The organism is Cryobacterium sp. Y11, from assembly GCF_002929535.1.
Classification (GTDB): domain Bacteria; phylum Actinomycetota; class Actinomycetes; order Actinomycetales; family Microbacteriaceae; genus Cryobacterium.
The window spans coordinates 118,645-135,905 of sequence record NZ_PJJO01000061.1 but is presented as its reverse complement, the minus strand read 5'-3'; the positions used below and the strand labels follow the sequence as shown (position 1 = coordinate 135,905).

The 17,261-nt window shown below is 65.0% G+C and carries 15 protein-coding genes; 9 read left to right on the top strand and 6 right to left on the bottom strand.

Going from position 1 to position 17,261, the window contains the following annotated elements; all coding sequences use genetic code 11:
• The first annotated feature begins 35 nt into the window (after positions 1 to 35).
• Genes CXY75_RS17300 through CXY75_RS17290 form a run of 3 tightly spaced genes read left to right on the top strand, consistent with a single transcriptional unit; the run spans position 36 to position 3,411 of the window.
• Positions 36 to 1,601 carry an AlkA N-terminal domain-containing protein gene (locus CXY75_RS17300; RefSeq protein ID WP_104084040.1) on the top strand — a complete coding sequence of 522 codons (1,566 nt, stop codon included), beginning with the start codon at positions 36 to 38 and terminating at the stop codon, positions 1,599 to 1,601.
• Positions 1,602 to 1,654: 53 nt separating this feature from the next.
• Entirely contained in the window at positions 1,655 to 2,530 is an 876-nt protein-coding gene (locus CXY75_RS17295) for a fumarylacetoacetate hydrolase family protein (protein ID WP_233201995.1), read from the top strand.
• A 50-nt stretch (positions 2,531 to 2,580) separates the two neighbouring features.
• A complete protein-coding gene (locus CXY75_RS17290) occupies positions 2,581 to 3,411 on the top strand; it encodes a VOC family protein (protein WP_104084039.1) in 831 nt (276 codons plus the stop codon).
• 170 nt (positions 3,412 to 3,581) lie between these two features.
• On the opposite strand, the gene CXY75_RS17285 is transcribed toward CXY75_RS17290, so the two are convergent.
• Entirely contained in the window at positions 3,582 to 5,087 is a 1,506-nt protein-coding gene (locus CXY75_RS17285; protein ID WP_104084038.1) for an amino acid permease, read from the bottom strand.
• A gap of 256 nt (positions 5,088 to 5,343) precedes the next feature.
• On the opposite strand from CXY75_RS17285, the gene CXY75_RS17280 reads away from it, so the two are divergent.
• From CXY75_RS17280 to CXY75_RS17260, 5 genes are all read left to right on the top strand, one after another.
• Positions 5,344 to 6,711: a glutamine synthetase family protein gene (locus CXY75_RS17280; protein WP_104084037.1), complete on the top strand. Its 1,368-nt coding sequence runs from the start codon at positions 5,344 to 5,346 to the stop codon at positions 6,709 to 6,711.
• A complete protein-coding gene (locus tag CXY75_RS17275; RefSeq protein WP_199182495.1) occupies positions 6,698 to 7,477 on the top strand; it encodes a gamma-glutamyl-gamma-aminobutyrate hydrolase family protein in 780 nt (259 codons plus the stop codon). The genes CXY75_RS17280 and CXY75_RS17275 overlap by 14 nt, the downstream gene beginning before the upstream one ends.
• Complete coding sequence (locus CXY75_RS17270; protein ID WP_104084036.1) at positions 7,474 to 8,835, top strand: aldehyde dehydrogenase; 1,362 nt, start codon at positions 7,474 to 7,476, stop codon at positions 8,833 to 8,835. Before CXY75_RS17275 ends, CXY75_RS17270 begins: the two co-directional genes overlap by 4 nt.
• Before the next feature lie 66 nt (positions 8,836 to 8,901).
• Positions 8,902 to 9,669 (top strand): 3-oxoacyl-ACP reductase, encoded by a 768-nt coding sequence (locus CXY75_RS17265; RefSeq protein ID WP_304481716.1) that lies wholly within the window; start codon positions 8,902 to 8,904, stop codon positions 9,667 to 9,669.
• On the top strand, positions 9,669 to 10,421 hold the full coding sequence (locus tag CXY75_RS17260) for a FadR/GntR family transcriptional regulator (protein ID WP_104084035.1): 753 nt from the start codon (positions 9,669 to 9,671) through the stop codon (positions 10,419 to 10,421). Before CXY75_RS17265 ends, CXY75_RS17260 begins: the two co-directional genes overlap by 1 nt.
• Before the next feature lie 33 nt (positions 10,422 to 10,454).
• On the opposite strand, the gene CXY75_RS17255 is transcribed toward CXY75_RS17260, so the two are convergent.
• Together CXY75_RS17255 and CXY75_RS17250 are read right to left on the bottom strand one after the other, a co-directional pair.
• Entirely contained in the window at positions 10,455 to 11,918 is a 1,464-nt protein-coding gene (locus tag CXY75_RS17255) for an NCS2 family permease (RefSeq protein WP_104084034.1), read from the bottom strand.
• 86 nt (positions 11,919 to 12,004) lie between these two features.
• Complete coding sequence (locus CXY75_RS17250) at positions 12,005 to 13,570, bottom strand: carboxylesterase/lipase family protein (RefSeq protein ID WP_104084033.1); 1,566 nt, start codon at positions 13,568 to 13,570, stop codon at positions 12,005 to 12,007.
• Between the two features lie 67 nt (positions 13,571 to 13,637).
• Between CXY75_RS17250 and CXY75_RS17245 the strand changes: the two genes are divergently transcribed.
• Complete coding sequence (locus CXY75_RS17245; protein WP_104084032.1) at positions 13,638 to 14,915, top strand: uracil-xanthine permease family protein; 1,278 nt, start codon at positions 13,638 to 13,640, stop codon at positions 14,913 to 14,915.
• Positions 14,916 to 15,265: 350 nt separating this feature from the next.
• Here CXY75_RS17245 and CXY75_RS17240 read toward each other — a convergent pair whose 3' ends face one another.
• The 3 genes from CXY75_RS17240 to CXY75_RS17230 are packed head-to-tail and all read right to left on the bottom strand — an operon-like array spanning position 15,266 to position 17,257.
• A complete protein-coding gene (locus tag CXY75_RS17240; RefSeq protein ID WP_104084031.1) occupies positions 15,266 to 15,598 on the bottom strand; it encodes a peptidase in 333 nt (110 codons plus the stop codon).
• Entirely contained in the window at positions 15,595 to 16,791 is a 1,197-nt protein-coding gene (locus CXY75_RS17235; protein ID WP_233201993.1) for an inorganic phosphate transporter, read from the bottom strand. Before CXY75_RS17235 ends, CXY75_RS17240 begins: the two co-directional genes overlap by 4 nt.
• The gene (locus CXY75_RS17230) at positions 16,784 to 17,257 is read right to left on the bottom strand and encodes an 8-oxo-dGTP diphosphatase (protein WP_104084029.1); all 474 of its coding nucleotides are present in this window, start codon (positions 17,255 to 17,257) and stop codon (positions 16,784 to 16,786) included. The genes CXY75_RS17235 and CXY75_RS17230 overlap by 8 nt, the downstream gene beginning before the upstream one ends.
• Positions 17,258 to 17,261: the final 4 nt, after the last annotated feature.

Below are 17,261 nucleotides of genomic sequence, written 5' to 3'. Positions count from 1 at the left end.
TACCGGTGTGCACGCGCGCGTGGCAGGCTGAGAGAATGATCCGTTCCGCCGCCGCGTTGCCCGAGGCCGATCCGCCACTGGCCGACCGGGTCTTCGCCGAGCGCTACCGGGCCATGTCGTCGCGTGATGCCCGCTTCGATGGCCAGTTCATCACCGGTGTGCACTCGACCGGCATCTATTGCCGGCCGAGTTGTCCTGCCACGACGCCCAAACCCGGCAACGTGTCGTTCTATCTCACCGCTGCGGCTGCGCACGAGGCCGGGCTGCGCGCCTGCAAGCGCTGCCTACCCGATGCCGTGCCCGGCTCGCCGGCCTGGAATATGCGCGACGACCTGGCCGCCCGGGCGATGCGGCTGATCGCGGACGGCATCGTCGAGCGGCACGGCGTGCCGGGGCTCGCGGCCAGCCTCGGCTACACCCCTCGGCACCTGACCCGTGTGCTGGTCACCGAACTCGGTGCCGGACCGCTTGCCCTGGCCCGCGCGCACCGGGCCCAGACGGCACGCCTGCTGCTGCTGAACACCGAGCTTTCGATCACCGACGTCGCCTTCGCTGCCGGTTTTGGCAGCGTGCGCCAGTTCAACGACACCATTGCCGCCGTGTATGAGCGCACCCCCTCGGAGGTGCGCGCGGCGCGGCGCACACCGTTCACATCCCTAACGCGGGCCTCCGACCACGCCGAGACCAAAATGTCGCTTCAGCTTCCGGCCCGGGCGCCGTTCGATGGCCCCGGAGTGCTGCGTTTTCTCGCCACCCGCGCCCTGCCCGACGTTGAGTCAGCCAGTGATTCGGGCTATGCCCGCACCGTGCGCCTGCCGCACGGCACGGGCGTGGTGGAGGTGACCTTATCGGGGACGGATGCTGCCCCGTCGGTTTCCTGCAGCATCCGTCTATCCCACCTCGCCGACCTCGCGCCGCTGGTCAGCCGGGTGCGGCGCCTGTTTGACTTGGACGCCGACGCGCAGGCGATCGACGCCCAGCTCGCCGCCGATCCGGCTCTCGCCGCGTCGGTCGCCAGAACGCCCGGCCTGCGCGTACCGGGAAGCATGGACGCCGAGGAAACCGTGTTTCGGGCGCTGATCGGGCAACAGGTCTCGGTCGCGAGCGCGCGCACGGCGCTCTCTCGACTGGCCGAGGCGCTCGGCAGCCGCTTGCCGGGCCCGGGCGGCGAACTGGGCCTGCTCTTTCCGACGGCGGCGCAGATCGCGGCCGGCGGGCGGGCCGTGCTGCGCGGGCCGGGCGCGCGGATCAACACGATTCTGCGCGTGGCGGAGTTGCTGGCGTCTGGCGAACTCGCACTCTCGTTCGGGCAAACGCGGGCCGACCTGGAAGCCAGTTTGGTGGCGTTACCCGGCATTGGGCCGTGGACGGCCGGGTATGTGGCGATGCGGGTGCTGGGCAGCCCGGACATTCTGTTGACCAGCGACCTGGCCTTGCGGCAGGGTGCCGGCCGGCTCGGCTTACCGGTCGACCCGCGCGCGCTCGCGGCCGGCGGTGCCGACTGGGCACCCTGGCGCAGCTACGCGGGAATGCACCTGTGGCGGGCGGCTGCTGTCCCGATGTCGCGCATTTCCCCCATTTCCTCCAAGCAGGCCGGGTGACGGTTGGAGGACCCCTCACGGCAACGGGACGCCCGGCCCGCTAGCCTAGGAGAGTGAAATTTGCGCATCTCAGAGTTGACGGCCATTCCATTCCCCGATTGGCCGTGGTCTTTGACGACGCGGCACTGTTTCTCGACGATGTCATGGACAACGCGCCGCGCGACCTGCAAGACCTGCTCGAACGCGGCGATGCCGACTATGAAAGTGTGCGCGCGATCAGCCTCGACGCCGTTTCCAACGGCGCGGCGTTGACCCCGGTCGAGGACCTGCGGCATTCTTCCGCCGTACTGCGCCCGCCGCAGATCATCGCCATTGGCGCCAATTACGCCGCGCACTCCTCGGAGCTGAGCCTGCGCCTCGAAACCGCGGCGACGGTGTTCTCGCTCTGGCCGAACTCGCTCACCGGGCATGGCTCGACCATCACCTGGGCGAGCGACCTCGCCACCCAGGTCGACTACGAGGCCGAGCTGGGCGTGATCATCGGCCGAGCAGCCCGCAACGTATCGGTCGCCAATGCGCTCGACTACGTCTTCGGCTATACCGTCGTGAACGACATCACCGCGCGCGACCTGCAGTTCTCCGAAGCGCAGTGGTCGCGCTGTAAATCCTTCGACGGCTTCACGCCGACCGGCCCGCTCGTGGTCACGGCCGACGAGATCGGCGACCCGCAGAACCTGTGGCTGACCACTCACGTTGACGGTCGCATCCTGCAGGATGCCTCGAGCGGAGACATGGTGCGCACCGTGGCGGAGCTCATCTCGTATCTGTCGAAGACGTCGACACTGCTCCCCGGTACGCTCATCTCCACCGGCAGCCCGGGCGGCGCCGGGTACAGCCGCAAGCCCCCAATTTTTCTGCGCGAGGGCTCAACCGTGACCATTTCGATCGACAAGATCGGCATGCTCACGACTCACTGCCGCGAGATCTAGCGGGCCGGCAGCATCCGCTGGGCACAGACTCACGTGTTAAAGGAGCATGCATGACCAACACCGCCCCGAGAACGTATCCGCAGGGTGTCACGTCTTGGATCGACATCGATGAACCGGACCCGGTCGCCGCCAGCCACTTCTACGGCGGCATGTTCGGCTGGACCTTCGCCAACGCGATGCCCCCGCAGGCACCCGGCGTCTACCTCATCGCCCAGCTCAACGGCAGCGACGTCGCGGCGATCGGCTCCGGTGACGGGGCGCCGTCCTGGAACACCTACATCGCGGTGACGGATGCCGACGTGTCCGCCGCCGCCGTCACCGCGGCTGGCGGCACAGTGCTGGCCCCGCCAGCCGATGCCGGGTCCGGCGGGCGTGCGGTCATCTGCGCCGATCCGAACGGCGCTGTCTTCGGCCTCTGGCAGGCCTATCGCCGGTTGGGTGCGCAAACCGTCAACGTTCCCGGCGCCTGGAACTTCAGCGACTTGCGCACGAGCGACCAGAGCGCAGCTCGCGAGTTCTACACGACGGTCTTCGGCTGGAACTATCTCAATCTCGGCGACAGCGTCGAATCAATGGTCAGCGTGCCCGGCTATGGCGACCACCTCGCTGCAACGGTCGACCCCGACATTTACCGCCGGCAGGCATCGGCCCCGGCCGGATTCGCCGACGTGATCGGCGCGATTGAAAACGTCGCCGCCGACGTGGATTCGCACTGGCACGTCAAGTTCAGCGTCGCCGAGCGCGATGCCAGCGCCGCCCTGTCCATCACGCTCGGCGGTACCGTGCTGGAGACCCTGGACTCCCCCTGGGCCGCGATGGCGCGCATCCGCGACCCCCAGGGCGCCGAGTTCACCATAAGCGAGTTCCGCCAGCCGGCGTAGTTTTCGCCTGAACGCGAGAGCGCAAAAAGTGCCCGAATGGCAGGTCCATTTGGGCACTTTTGCGCTCTCGCGAGGTGACGCGGCGCCATCCGCTCGAGAAAGCGGATGCCGCCTACTACCGGTTCGACGACGTGGCCGGGGTCGCGGGGCGATCTGCTCGCGGCGAGGAGCTAGTCTTCGACCGTTTCGCCGTAGCTTTCCTGCTGCGGGTCTCGGTGCACACCGCCGGACACCGCGTATTCCTCCTCGGGTGAGAGCACGAGCCGCTTGCGACCCCACAGTGCAAAGACCGCGAGCATGACGACGTAGACCACCGCGATAGCCGCGATCGCTGGCCGAGCGGGTTCGTTGATAAAGAACCCGAAGAATATCGCCAGTGAGAGGATGCCGGCGATGACGGCACCGGGAATGCCCCATGGGCTGCGGTACGGCCGGCTGACATTCGGAAATTTCTTGCGCAGCAGGACAAAGGAAATCATCTGCAGCACATAGGCGATCACGGCGCCCCAGACGGCGATGTTGAGCACAATGGCGCCAGCGACGCCTCCCGCGCCGCCGAGCGAGTCAACCAGCACAAGAGCCACGAAACCGATGATTGCTCCCACCAGAAGGGCGATGGCTGGAGTCTGGCGCTTTCCGGTGAGCGATAAAAACTTCGGGTAATAACCTGCCCGGGAGAGCGAATACATGTTGCGGCCGTAGGCGAACATGATTCCCTGCAGGGAGGCCAGCAGGCCGATCAGCGCGAACAGTGCCAGCACGGCTGCCACCCCGTCACCGACGATCGCCCGGAACCCGTCGAGCAAAGGCTCGCCCGATCCGGCAATTTCCGACGCACCCACCACCCCGGTGTTGAGGAACAGCACGAGCAACCCGGTCACAATCAGCGTGGTGCGGGCGATCAGCCCGGCACGCGGGATATCCCGAGCCGGATTATGCGATTCTTCGGCGGCCAGCGGCAGTTCCTCGATGCCGAGGAAGAACCACATGGCATACGGCAGGGCGAACAGAATGGGGACGATGCCATAGGGCAGGAACGCGCTCTGACCGGGATCGGGTGCGATGTCAAAGAGGTTGTCCCAGCTGAACAGGCCGGAGAAGGCCGCCATGGCCGAAAAGACCAGCAGGATGGCGATCGAAATGATCGCCACGATAATGGCGAATTTAAACGAGATCGCCGCTCCAGCGGCGTTCAGTGCGATGAAGGCGGCATACAAGATGAGCCACCACAGCCACGGCGGCAGCGAGACTCCGAGCAGCTCGGTAGTGATTTTGTCGGCATAGGACGCCGAAAAATAGACGATCACCGCAGTGGTGGCGACGTACTCGATGGTTTCGGCCAGGCCCGTCACAAATCCGCCCCATGGCCCCATGGCCGCGCGGGCGAAGGAGTAGGCCCCGCCGGTGTGCGGCATGGCCGCCGCCATCTCACCAATGCTGAAAATCATGCCGTAGTACATGACGATGAGCACGAAGAAGGCGATCAGCATCCCGCCAAAACCGGCGAAGCCAATGCCGAAGTTCCAGCCGGAGAAGTCTCCAGAAATGACCGCAGCCACGGCCAAACCCCACAGGCCCCAAATGCCAGCGCTGCGTTTGAGTTTGCGTTTCTCGAAGTAGCCGGCCTTCGCGGTGGTGTACTTCACGCCTGAAACTTTCAAGGTGTCTTTGGACATCCGAATTTCCTTTGCGCTCTTGTGCACACCCGGTCGATATACACCCGCAAAACGCCTTCGTCCGGTGAACACTAGTTCAGTGAGGTTGGCACGATGGTATGACTTGAATGGTTCGCTGTAAACACCTTTGAATAAATTAGATCTGCTTAACGAAGGCAAATTGTCCTTCCCTGCGCAGCTAGGTATGTGGTCTAATGGTGGAAAATCGCACGATTGACCGGCTTGTTCCCTGAGAAACTCACTGAGGAGAGGCTCAATGACTACCCGTACCGGAAACCTCACGCTGGACGAGCTGACCGCGCTGGTCACGCGCGGCGCGATCGATACGGTGATCGTCGCCTTCACCGACATGCAGGGTCGGCTGGTCGGCAAGCGTCTGTCTGCTCGCCTGTTTCTGGAAGATGCCGCGGCGCACGGCGCTGAATGCTGCAACTATCTGCTCGCTGTTGACGTGGAGATGAACACGGTCGAGGGCTACGCCATGTCGAGCTGGGGCCACGGCTACGGTGACATGGCTATGCGGCCCGACCTCGACACCCTGCGCCTGACGCCCTGGCTACCCGGAACCGCCCTGGTCACCGCCGACCTGCACTGGCCGGACAACACACCGGTGGTCGCTTCGCCGCGTCAGATTTTGCGTCGGCAACTTGACCGGCTGGCCGCACACGGCCTCATCCCATTTTGCGCGACCGAGCTGGAATTCATCGTTTTCGACGATGGCTACCGGGACGCCTGGCAGAAGGGTTATCGGGGCCTGACCCCCGCCAGCGACTACAACATCGACTACTCGCTGCTGGCATCCACTCGGATGGAGCCGTTGCTGCGGGACATCCGTCTGGCCATGGACGGCGCTGGAATGTACTGCGAGGGAGTCAAAGGTGAGTGCAACCTCGGTCAGCAAGAGATCGGGTTTCGCTACGCGACGGCCCTGGCCACCTGCGACAACCACTCCATCTACAAAAGTGGTGCCAAGGAAATCGCCGACGCGCACGGCAAGAGCATCACCTTCATGGCCAAATACAACGAGCGTGAGGGCAACAGCTGCCACATTCATATCAGCCTGCAGCGCCCCGACGGCGAATCCGCGTTCTATCAAGCGGATGCCGAACACGGCATGTCCACACTGTTCCGCCAGTTTATGGCCGGCCAGCTCGCTGTGATGCGTGAACTCACCCTTTTCTCGGCCCCCAACATCAACTCGTATAAGCGGTATGTTCCCGGTAGTTTCGCGCCGACCGCGCTCGGCTGGGGACTCGACAACCGCACCTGCGCCCTGCGCGTGGTCGGGCACGGTCCCGGTATCCGCGTCGAGAACCGGGTTCCCGGCGGCGACGTCAACCAGTATCTCGCCGTCGCCGCGCTGATCGCCGCTGGTCTCTACGGCATCGAGCACGAGCTCGAACTGGAGCCGGCCCATGTCGGCAACGCTTACACGAGTGACCTGCCACGCGTTCCCTCGACCCTGCGCGAAGCGGCCGACCTCTTCACCGGGTCGGCTATGGCCCGGGAGGCCTTCGGCGACGAGGTCGTCGAGCACTACGGCAACAACGCCCGTGTCGAGGTGGCGGCCTTCGAAACCACCGTGACCGACTGGGAGCGGGTGCGCGGCTTTGAACGCCTGTGATGCTAACGACTGTGATGCTGCGGGGCCGATCATCGGCCTGACCACCTATCTGGAACAAGCCCAGACCGGGGTGTGGAACGTGCCGGCCGCAATTCTGCCGCGGGTGTACTTCGATGCTGTCACGCGCGCCGGAGGAATAGCTGTACTGCTACCGCCACAGCCGGTGAATGCTGCCATTGCCCAGCGGGTGCTCGATGGCCTCGACGGCCTGATCATCACCGGTGGCAAAGACGTCGATCCGGCCAGGTACGGGCAGAGTGCCCACACGGAAACCGACGAACCTCGACCAGATCGCGACGCTTGGGAAGACCTGCTGCTGCACCAGGCCATCGCGCGCGAGCTGCCGTTTCTGGGCATCTGTCGCGGCGCCCAAATGCTCAACGTCGCCCTCGGCGGAAGCCTGCACCAGCACCTGCCCGACTTGGTCGGTAACACCAGCCATCAGGCCGGCGGCGGCGTGTTCAACGTCGTCGATGTTGTCATTGAACCGAACACGACGCTCAGCGCGTTACTCGACGGCCAGACCCTGCTGCCAGCGGTTCCGGTGTACCACCACCAGTCCATCGACCGGGTCGCCGACGGCCTCACTGTGACGGCAAGAACGGATGCTGGCATCGTGCAGGCGGTCGAACTGCCGGCAGTGCCGTTTGGGGTGGCCGTGCAGTGGCATCCGGAACAGACGCCGGACGACCTGCGCCTGTTCACCGGGCTTATTGAAGCCGCCACGGAATATCGGGCGGCCCACGTTGAAGGAGCAACTTCGTGAGCAGCTACACCATCGTCAATCCGGCCGACGAGTCGACCGCAGAGACCATCGAGCACGTCGGCGTTGACGAAACCGACGAGGCCGTCGCCCGGGCCGTCGCGGCTCAGAAGCTGTGGGCGGCCGTCGCTCCGGCCGACAAGGCACGAATGCTGCGCCGATTCGCCGCGGCCGTCGACGGCGACCGGGAAAACCTGGCCGCCATCGAGGTGCGCAACTCTGGGCATCCTCTCACGCAGGCCCGCTGGGAAGCCGGGCACGTGCGCGACGTGCTCGACTACTATTCGGCCGCGCCCGAGCGCCTGTTCGGGCAGCAGATTCCCGTTTCCGGCGGCATCGACATGACCTTTCACGAGCCACTCGGTATCGTCGGCGTGATCACACCGTGGAATTTTCCGATGACGATCGGTGCCTGGGGTTTCGCTCCTGCCCTGGCGGCCGGCAACGCTGTGCTGCTCAAGCCGGCGGAATGGACACCGCTCTCCAGCCTGCGGCTCGGTGCCCTCGCCCTCGAGGCCGGATTGCCCGATGGTCTGTTTCAGGTGCTGCCGGGGCGCGGCTCGGTCGTTGGAAACCGGTTTGTCACCCATCCAGAGGTGCGCAAAATTGTCTTCACCGGCTCGACCATGGTCGGCAAGCAAATCATGGCCGGCTGCGCCGAGCAGGTGAAACGGGTCACGCTCGAACTTGGCGGTAAGAGCGCCAACATTATCTTCGCCGACGCCGACCTCGAACAGGCTGCCGCCAAGGCACCGTCTGGTGTGTTCGAAAATGCCGGTCAGGATTGTTGCGCCCGCAGTCGCATTCTGGTTCAGGCCAGCAAATTCGACCAGTTCATGGAGCTACTCGAACCCGCGGTCGCCGCTGTTCGGGTTGGCGACCCGACCGACCCGGCGACCGAGATGGGACCGCTCGTTTCCCGCCAACATCACGCCGCCGTCTCCGCGTACCTGCCAGCGGATGCTCCGGTAGCGTTTCGAGGCCTCGCCCCGACCGGCCCCGGCTTCTGGGTCGCCCCGACCGTGCTCACGCCCGAGAGCCGTGCCGATCGCTGCGTTACCGACGAGATCTTCGGTCCGGTCGTTGTCGTGCTTTCATTCGACGACGAAGCCGACGCGGTGCGGTTGGCCAACGACACCCAGTACGGCCTGTCCGGCTCCATCTGGACCCGCGATGTTGGCCGGGCCATTCGCGTGGCCCGCGGCGTCGAATCCGGTAACCTGTCGGTCAATTCGCACTCCTCGGTGAGGTACTCCACCCCGTTCGGCGGGTTCAAGCAGTCGGGGCTGGGACGTGAATTGGGGCCGGATGCCCCGCTGAACTTTACCGACACCAAGAATGTTTTTATCGCGGTCGACTAGGCCAGCGAAGCATCCGCTCGTCTGACATTAAAGGAGCACCTCGTGAGCAGCATCACTCGAATTGACCTGACCCAACGCCTGGCCGGCAAGGTCGCGGTCATCACCGGCGGAGCTAGCGGAATCGGGCTGGCCACGGCGAAACGGTTTGCTGCCGAGGGGGCGACGGTCGTGATCGGCGACCTTGAGGACACGGCGGGACAGGCCGCAGCCAGTCTGGTCGGCGGGCTGTTCGTCAAGGTCAACGTCACCGATCAGGATCAGGTAAATCACCTCTTCGACACCGCGTTTGACACCTACGGCTCGGTCGACGTGGCGTTCAACAACGCCGGTATTTCACCGCCCGACGATGATTCCATTGAAACGACCGAGCTGCCCGCCTGGCAGCACGTGCAGAACGTCAACCTGAAATCGGTGTACCTGTGCTGCCGGGCTGCGCTTCGCCACATGGTCAAGCAGGGCAGCGGGTCGATCATCAACACCGCCAGTTTTGTCGCGGTGCTGGGCTCGGCGACGAGTCAGATCTCCTACACCGCGTCGAAGGGCGGGGTGCTGGCGATGAGCCGCGAGCTCGGTGTACAGTACGCCCGCCAGGGAATTCGGGTGAACGCGCTCTGCCCCGGGCCGGTGAACACGCCGTTGTTGCAGGAGTTGTTCGCGAAAGATCCGCAGCGCGCCGCCCGACGGCTCGTGCATATTCCGGTCGGCCGGTTTGCCGAGCCTGAGGAGCTCGCGGCGGCCGTGGCCTTTCTGGCAAGCGACGATTCCTCGTTCATGACCGGCACGACGTTCCTGGTCGACGGCGGCATCAGCTCGGCCTACGTCACCCCAGAATAATGGCTGACCCGCCAGCAGTCGGGGGCCTCGACAGCTCTCTGCTGCTGCGCCCGGTTTCGGGCGGCAATGTGTTCGAAGAGACTGTGCAACGACTGTTGCAGACGGTGCGCCTGGGCTTGGCAGCGCCCGGGGAACGGCTGCCATCCGAACGTGACCTGGCCGCCCAACTGAACGTCAGTCGGGACACGCTGCGCGACGCCATCGCCTCCCTCTCCGAGGCTGGCTACCTGGTTTCTCGGCGTGGGCGTTATGGTGGCACTTTCGTCAACGCCGTCATTCCGACCCCGTACACCCCGCCCAACCCGCCGGGCCTGCACGGTACAGCGCGCACGATCAACGCCGTCGAAATTGACGATGTGCTCACCCTGCGAGAAATTCTCGAGGTCGGCGCGGCCAGGGCGGCCGCCAGTCGGGTACTGCCGGCGGTGCAGCGGGAGCTACTCTGGGCCAGTCTCGGGGCCGCTCGGGAGGCCAGCGCCGAGGATTACCGGCGCCTCGACGCCCGCCTGCACCTCTATATCGGCGAGTTGGCGGGTTCGGCCTCGCTCGTTCCGCTGTTGGCCGACGTGCGCATGCGAGTCAACGAACTCCTCGACGCCATCCCGTCGCTCGGGCCGAACATCGCCCACTCCGACGCGCAGCACGAACAGATTGTGCTGGCGATTCTGTCCGGGCGAGCGGATGCCGCCGCCCAGGCCATGGGTGAGCATGTAGCCGGGACCTCGCTGCTGCTGCGCGGCTTTCTCGAGTAGCCGGCCCGCGGCATCCGTTTGCTGGGGCTGGCCTCAGCCGATGAGCGCCTCGACCGGGCCGCGTACGAAGTAGAGCACGAAACCGAGGGCGACCACCCACAGCAGCGGGCTGATCTCGCGCCCCTTGCCGGAGAGGCTTCGCACGAGCACCCAGCTGATGAAGCCGGCGCCGATTCCGTTGGCAATCGAGTAGGTCAGCGGCATCACGATGATGGTCAGAAAGATTGGCAGGGTGCTGGAGAACTCGCTGAAGTCGAGGTGGCGAATTTGCGACACCATGAGCGCACCAACGATGACGAGGGCAGCCGCGGCCACTTCGAGCGGCACGATCTGGGTCAGTGGGGTGAAGAACATGGCGGCCAGAAAGAGGATGCCGGTGATCACGTTGGCGACGCCGGTGCGCGCCCCCTCGCCAATGCCGGCGCCCGACTCGATGAACACGGTGTTCGACGAGGCGCTGGTCGCGCCGCCGGCGACGGCGCCAATGCCCTCGACGATCAGTGCGGACTTCAACCGCGGAAACTTGCCGTCCTTGTCGGCGAGACCGGCTTCACTGGCCAGCCCGGTCATGGTGCCCATGGCGTCGAAGAAGTTCGTGAACACGAGTGTGAAGACGAGCATCACGGCGGCGAGCATTCCGATGCGCTCGAAGGCGCCGAACGAGACCTCGCCGATCAGACCGAGGTCTGGCAGGGCGACGACGCTCGTTGGCAGTACCGGGGCGTTGAGGTTCCAGCCGGCCGGGTTGGTACCGAAGGACGGGCCGACCTTGAAGATCGCCTCGAGAATGACCGCGATGAGGGTCGTCACGACGATGCCGATCAGTAGCGCAGCCTTCACCTTGCGGGCCAGCAGGACCCCCATGATGATCAGTCCGATTACGAAGATCGCGGTTGGCAGGGTGGCGATCGAGCCGGCATCGCCGAGCTGGACCGGCGGTGAATTGGCGCCGCTGGCCCGCACGAAGCCGGAGTCGACGAGTCCGATGAAGGCGATGAACAGGCCGATACCGACCGTAATGGCTATTTTCAACGGACGCGGAATGGCGTTGAAGATGAGTTCGCGCAGACCGGTCGAGGCCAGCAGCACGATGATCAGGCCGTTGATGACGACGAGGCCCATCGCTTCGGCCCAGGTGACCTGGCCAACCACGCTCACGGCGAGGAACGAGTTGATGCCGAGCCCGGCGGCGAAGCCGTAGGGCAGTCGGGCGATGACGCCGAACAGAATCGTCATGACGCCGGCGGTCAGCGCGGTGACGGCAGCGACCTGTTCGTTCGGCAGCCAGCCACCCTCGACATCGACGGCGGCCTGGTCTGCGCTGAAGCCGCCGAGGATCAGCGGGTTCAAAATGACGATGTACGCCATCGTGACGAAGGTGACGACTCCCCCACGAAATTCGCGGGACCAGGTTGAGCCGCGGCTGGTGATCTCAAAGTAGGCGTCGACGCGGGCTTTCAGGCCACGCGGTGCCGGCTGCGACGAGGCCGCTGCCATGGGTGTCTCAGTGCTCGAAATGGTGTGCTCCCGGTGCCGTGGCTCTAACGCAAGGTTCCATTCTATGGCCGGGCAGGGCGACCGGCTCAAACGTGCGGAACGAACCGGCCCCAGGCCAGGCGCCGCTCGCGGTTCGGGTCGGATTCGATGTGGTCTTCTCGATCGATAATGAGGGTCTCACGCGCGGTCTCCTCATACCGCGGCCACTCCGTCGAGGGCACCCCGCCATGCACAAAACCAAGCCACCAGCTCTGCATTCTGGTCCCGATATCTTGAAAGGCGCGTCGACCACCGAGGGCCGTCATGCCGCGGCCGAACCAGCCGTCGAGGCGGTCGAACAGCGGAAACAGTTCCAGCCCGTGGGTGGCGTCAAGACCCATCAGCCGCAGCAAGCGCGGCGCGGCATCGAAGCGGTAAAAATACACCGGCGCGTACCGGGAATGCCGTTCGCCGACTTTCACGCTCGGATACCAAAAGGAGTAATCGCCGCCGAAATCGAGCGCGGCGCGCAGCGCGGGAATGCCCGGATACTGCGCCTTGAGCGCCCTCTTGGCTTTCTTCTTCGTCTTCTTGAAGATCGTGCGAATGCGCGCTGGCGTGGTGGCGAGAATGTCGATGCGACCGCTGAACAGCGAACCCTCCCGCGCATTGGTGCCAATAATTAAGGGGATGCGCGCTGCCCGGCCGTCCCGAAAGGCATCGAGCGGGCGCTCCGGCAGAAAATCGCCGTCAATGACGGGGCAGAGCGGAATCGTGCCCGGATCCTGGTCGGGGGTGCGCACGGTCAGCGCGGTGGTCGCTGCGGCGAGAACGTCGGGGTCGGCGGCGAGCAGCAGCCGCGCGGCGTCGGCCGTGCTGTAGTGGCCGGGGGCGGCGACTAGGCTGTCCACGAATTCGCCGGCCCAGCGCGCGGTGAGATCGCTCGGGTAGACGGCGTTCGGCGGGGCGCTCTGCGCGATGGCCCGATGAAATAAGCCGGACGCGCTCGGAACGGTCATCAGCGTGGTGACCGCGTTGCCGCCGGCTGACTCGCCAAACAGGGTGACGGCATCCGGATCACCGCCGAACGCATGAATGTTATCCCGCACCCATTGCAAGGCTGCAACCTGGTCACGCAGCCCCAGGTTGCTCTCGAACGGATGCTCCGGCGTGGCAAACCGGGAAAAATCCAGGTACCCGAGAGCCCCCAGTCGGTAGTTGAGGCTGACGTAGACAATGCCGCCGCGCCGCACCAGCCCCTCGCCCTGGCGGGGAACCTCACGGCTGGAGCCGACGCTGTACGCACCGCCGTGGATGAACACCATGACCGGTCTGAGAGTATCCTCAAGCGGCACGCCGGCGCGCATCCGCTCATCGGGGGCGATCACGTTGAGATTGAGGCAGTCTTCACCCTGCGGAATGCGCGGGTGGGCGCCGCGAAACTGGCCCTTGTGACTCTGTGGGGCGATTAGTCCCCACTCACTCGCGTCGCGCACGCCGGTCCAGGACGAGGCCGGCTGCGGAGCGCGAAATCGCCGGTCGCCCACAGGCGCGAGCGCGTAGGGTATGCCGCGCCAGGCGACCACACCGCGTTCGCGCACCCCGCGGAGCAAGCCGGTGGCCACTCTCACCTCGAGATCCGCACTGCTGGTCTGATCAGCGAGCTGGCTCATGGGCCTCAGTCTATTGCTGCGCAGGTTACGCTCAAACCTGATCACAGGTAGAAGAAACGAGAACCACATGGCATTGCCCTGGACCCTACACGGCGACGGAAAGACGGTCGGAGCGCAGGAGGTCGTCGGCCCTGGCGAACGCCTGAGCTGGCCGCTGACCATTGGAATCGGTTCGCAACACGTTGTCGCCATGTTCGGCGCGACCTTTCTGGTGCCGCTACTCACCGATTTTCCGCCGAGCACGACACTGCTGTTCTCCGGCATAGGAACCCTGCTGTTTCTGCTGATCACCGGCAATAAACTGCCGAGCTACCTCGGTTCATCGTTCGCGTTCATCGCGCCCATCACCGCGGCAACGGCATCGGCCGGCATGGGCAGCGCCCTATTCGGCATCATGGCCGTCGGCGTGCTGCTCGCGCTGGTCGGCCTCATCGTGCAGCTCACCGGCATCGGCTGGATCGACCGGCTGATGCCGCCGATCGTCTCGGGCGCGATCGTCGCTCTGATCGGGTTCAACCTGGCGCCAGTGGCCAAAGCAAACTTCGAGAAGGCACCACTGACCGCGCTCATCACGCTCGTCGCCGTTATTTTGTGTACGGTACTTTTTCGCGGCATCCTGGGCCGGCTGTCAATCTTTATCGGTGTACTCGTGGGCTATATCGCCGCTGTTTTCTTCGGCGAAGTCGACTTCAGCCCGGTCGCCGAAGCCGCCTGGGTCGGGCTGCCACCGTTTACCGCACCGGCCAACCCATTCGAGAACCCGGCCGCCGTGTTCGGGGTGCTGCCAGCTTTTCTCCCTGTCGTGCTCGTACTCATCGCCGAAAACGTCGGCCACATCAAGGGTGTGGCTCAAATGACGGATGCGAAAGTGAACCGGCTCACCGGACGGGCCCTGCTCGCCGACGGGCTGGCCACCATGCTCGCTGGCTTCGGCGGCGGCAGCGGAACCACGACCTACGGCGAGAACATTGGCGTCATGGCTGCGACTCGCATCTATTCAACGGCGGCCTACTGGGTTGCGGGCATTGTCGCGATTCTGCTCGGCCTCTCCCCCAAGGTCGGTGCGATCATCTTCACGATTCCCGTCGGCGTACTCGGCGGTGTCACCACCGCCCTGTACGGGCTGATCGGCGTCATCGGTGTGAAGATCTGGCTGGACAACAAGGTCGACTTCTCCAAGCCGGTCAACCAGTTCACGGCCGCAACGGCGCTCATTATCGGCATCGCCGACTTCACGCTGAACGCCGGCACTCTCAGCTTCAATGGCATTGCGCTCGGAACGGTCGCTGCCATCGTGATCTACCACCTGATGACCTGGCTCGGTCGGGTGCGCGGAACCGCTTAGACCGGGCAGACCTCGCCGGCACTGGCGTTGTGCACAGGTCAATTGCGCGGCGCGGGACCTGCGCCAGTGCGCGGGAGTTGGTGCGGCGGGCATCCGTCGTGCCCAGCGCGGTACGCGCGAGCTACGCCACTGCGCGGGAGTTCCGGTACCGCGGCGGTGCCTGCCAAGCACGCTGCGCGGGAGCTGCGCCAGTGCGCGGAAGTTCCGGCTGAGCCCGAACTCCCGCGTAACTCGTCGCGCGGGAGCTACGCCAGTGCGCGGGAGTTGGACCTCCCACGCAGCAGCGCAAGTCCCGCGGAGCAGGCCAGGGTTCATCTCCTCAGGCCGGGCCCGAACGCGTAGCAGTGAGGCTAGCGGTGCAGGGCAGGCACGATGAGGTAGACGCCGTAGAGCACCGCGACGCCGCACAGCACGAAACACGCGTAACCGGCATAGAGGGCCAGGCGCTTTACCCCGGGGGTGAGCGGGTTCGCCGCGGCGGCCTTGCGCGCACGCTTGACCTCTTTTGCGGCCTTCTTGGGCGAGCGCACCGTGATCGCCCCGGTGAATTCGGCCGGCTCCACCAGAGGAATGCGACCAGCAGTGGTGAGCAAACGCAGGCCAAAGGAGTACAAGCTGACAAGGAGCGCCGCCGAGAACAGTGAGGCGCCGGAAACGACGAGAAACGCAGACCAGTCGATCACAGCGACACCTTCTTGCGGTCTCGACGGGTCGGACGGCGCGGCGTTTTTTGAATGTTGACGACCCGCCCGGCATCATCGATGTCGTTGAGCAGGGTGTTGTGAGTGACTCGGTTGCGACGCGACCAGCGGAACAGCGCCATGATCACAATCGTGCCGATCACCATGTCCAGCACGATGCCGATGGGGCCGAGCTGGGCGAGCCCGGCAGCGAAAGCACCCATAATGGCCGACGCTGGCAGGGTCAATACCCAGCCGAGCACGATGCGCCCGGCCATGCTCCAGCGGATGGTCGATCCACGCCGGCCGAGCCCGGAGCCGATCACCGAACCAGACGCGACCTGCGTCGTGGACAACGCGAATCCCAGTTGGCTGGAGGCCAGGATGGTGGCCGCGGTGCTCGTTTCGGCGGCGAAGCCCTGGGCCGGCTTGATCTCCGTCAGGCCGGTACCCATGGTACGGATGATGCGCCATCCGCCGGTGTAGGTGCCGATCGCAATGGCCAGGGCGCAGGCGGCGATAACCCAGAACGTTGGCCCACTGCCAACGGCCTGAAATCCGCCGGCGATAAGGGTCAAGGTGATCACGCCCATCGTCTTTTGGGCGTCGTTGGTGCCGTGGGCCAGCGCCACGAGTGAGGAGGAAAATATCTGGGCGTAGCGAAAACCGCCTCTGCCGTCTGGCTTTCCGACGTCGCGTCGGGTAATCAGGTAGGCGAGGCGGGTGGCGATGAGCGCGACACTCCCGGCGATAAGTGGTGCGATCAGCGCCGGCAAGATGACCTTGGACGCGACGACATTGTAGTCAACGGCCGCAGAGCCAACACCGATGATGGCCGCGCCGATGAGACCGCCAAACAGGGCATGGCTCGAGCTGGACGGCAGGCCCATTAACCAGGTGACGAGGTTCCAGACGATCGCGCCGATCAGGCCGGCGAAGATGAGTTCCGGGGTGATCAGTACGCCGCCATCACCCTCCTTGATAATGCCACCGGAGACGGTGCGTGCGACCTCGGTGGAAAGGAAAGCCCCGACCAGGTTGAGAATTGCGGCGACGCCAACGGCGACCTTGGGCTTCATTGCTCCGGTCGCAATCGGGGTGGCCATGGCGTTCGCGGTGTCGTGAAACCCGTTGGTGAAGTCGAAGATCAGCGCCAGGGCTATGACGAGCACGATGATGAGGCTGAAATCAGGCACGCGAGACCACGCTTTCCAGGTCGGCGCCGAAGGTAAAGGTGGCCCGAACGGCAACACCGTCGAGCACGCCGGGAAGCCAGTGCCGGGCGTCGTCCCACATGTCATCGACCGGCAGCTGCGCAACGTCGAACCAGACCGGATTCAGCTCGTTGGATTCCCGCGGCGTACCCGACCACTCGTCACACACGAAAACGGTCGACTCCTGGCTCCATTCCTCGCGGTGGGGAAACAGGTAGGTCAACCGCCCGAGTTCGGTTAGAGCGGATGCCGCCACTACGAGAGAGGACTCCTCCTCGATTTCGCGCACCGCGGCATCCACTGCGCTCTCGCCGATTTCGAGCTTGCCGCCCAGGCCGACGATATTGCCAACGCCGAGGCCTTTTTTCTTGCGCCCCAGCAGTACCTGTCGGTTGCCTTCCGGAGATAGTCGAGTGAGGTAGCACACGCATACCTGGGGCAAAGTCATTGCT

Excerpts from the sequence above, each read along its gene's own strand:
- CXY75_RS17250 (WP_104084033.1), bottom strand. The coding sequence starts at position 13,570 with ATGAGCCAGCTCGCTGATCAGACCAGCAGTGCGGATCTCGAGGTGAGA.
- CXY75_RS17260 (WP_104084035.1), top strand. The coding sequence starts at position 9,669 with ATGGCTGACCCGCCAGCAGTCGGGGGCCTCGACAGCTCTCTGCTGCTG.
- CXY75_RS17245 (WP_104084032.1), top strand. The coding sequence starts at position 13,638 with ATGGCATTGCCCTGGACCCTACACGGCGACGGAAAGACGGTCGGAGCG.
- CXY75_RS17285 (WP_104084038.1), bottom strand. The coding sequence starts at position 5,087 with ATGTCCAAAGACACCTTGAAAGTTTCAGGCGTGAAGTACACCACCGCG.
- CXY75_RS17230 (WP_104084029.1), bottom strand. The coding sequence starts at position 17,257 with ATGACTTTGCCCCAGGTATGCGTGTGCTACCTCACTCGACTATCTCCG.
- CXY75_RS17300 (WP_104084040.1), top strand. The coding sequence starts at position 36 with ATGATCCGTTCCGCCGCCGCGTTGCCCGAGGCCGATCCGCCACTGGCC.
- CXY75_RS17255 (WP_104084034.1), bottom strand. The coding sequence starts at position 11,918 with ATGGCAGCGGCCTCGTCGCAGCCGGCACCGCGTGGCCTGAAAGCCCGC.
- CXY75_RS17280 (WP_104084037.1), top strand. The coding sequence starts at position 5,344 with ATGACTACCCGTACCGGAAACCTCACGCTGGACGAGCTGACCGCGCTG.
- CXY75_RS17290 (WP_104084039.1), top strand. The coding sequence starts at position 2,581 with ATGACCAACACCGCCCCGAGAACGTATCCGCAGGGTGTCACGTCTTGG.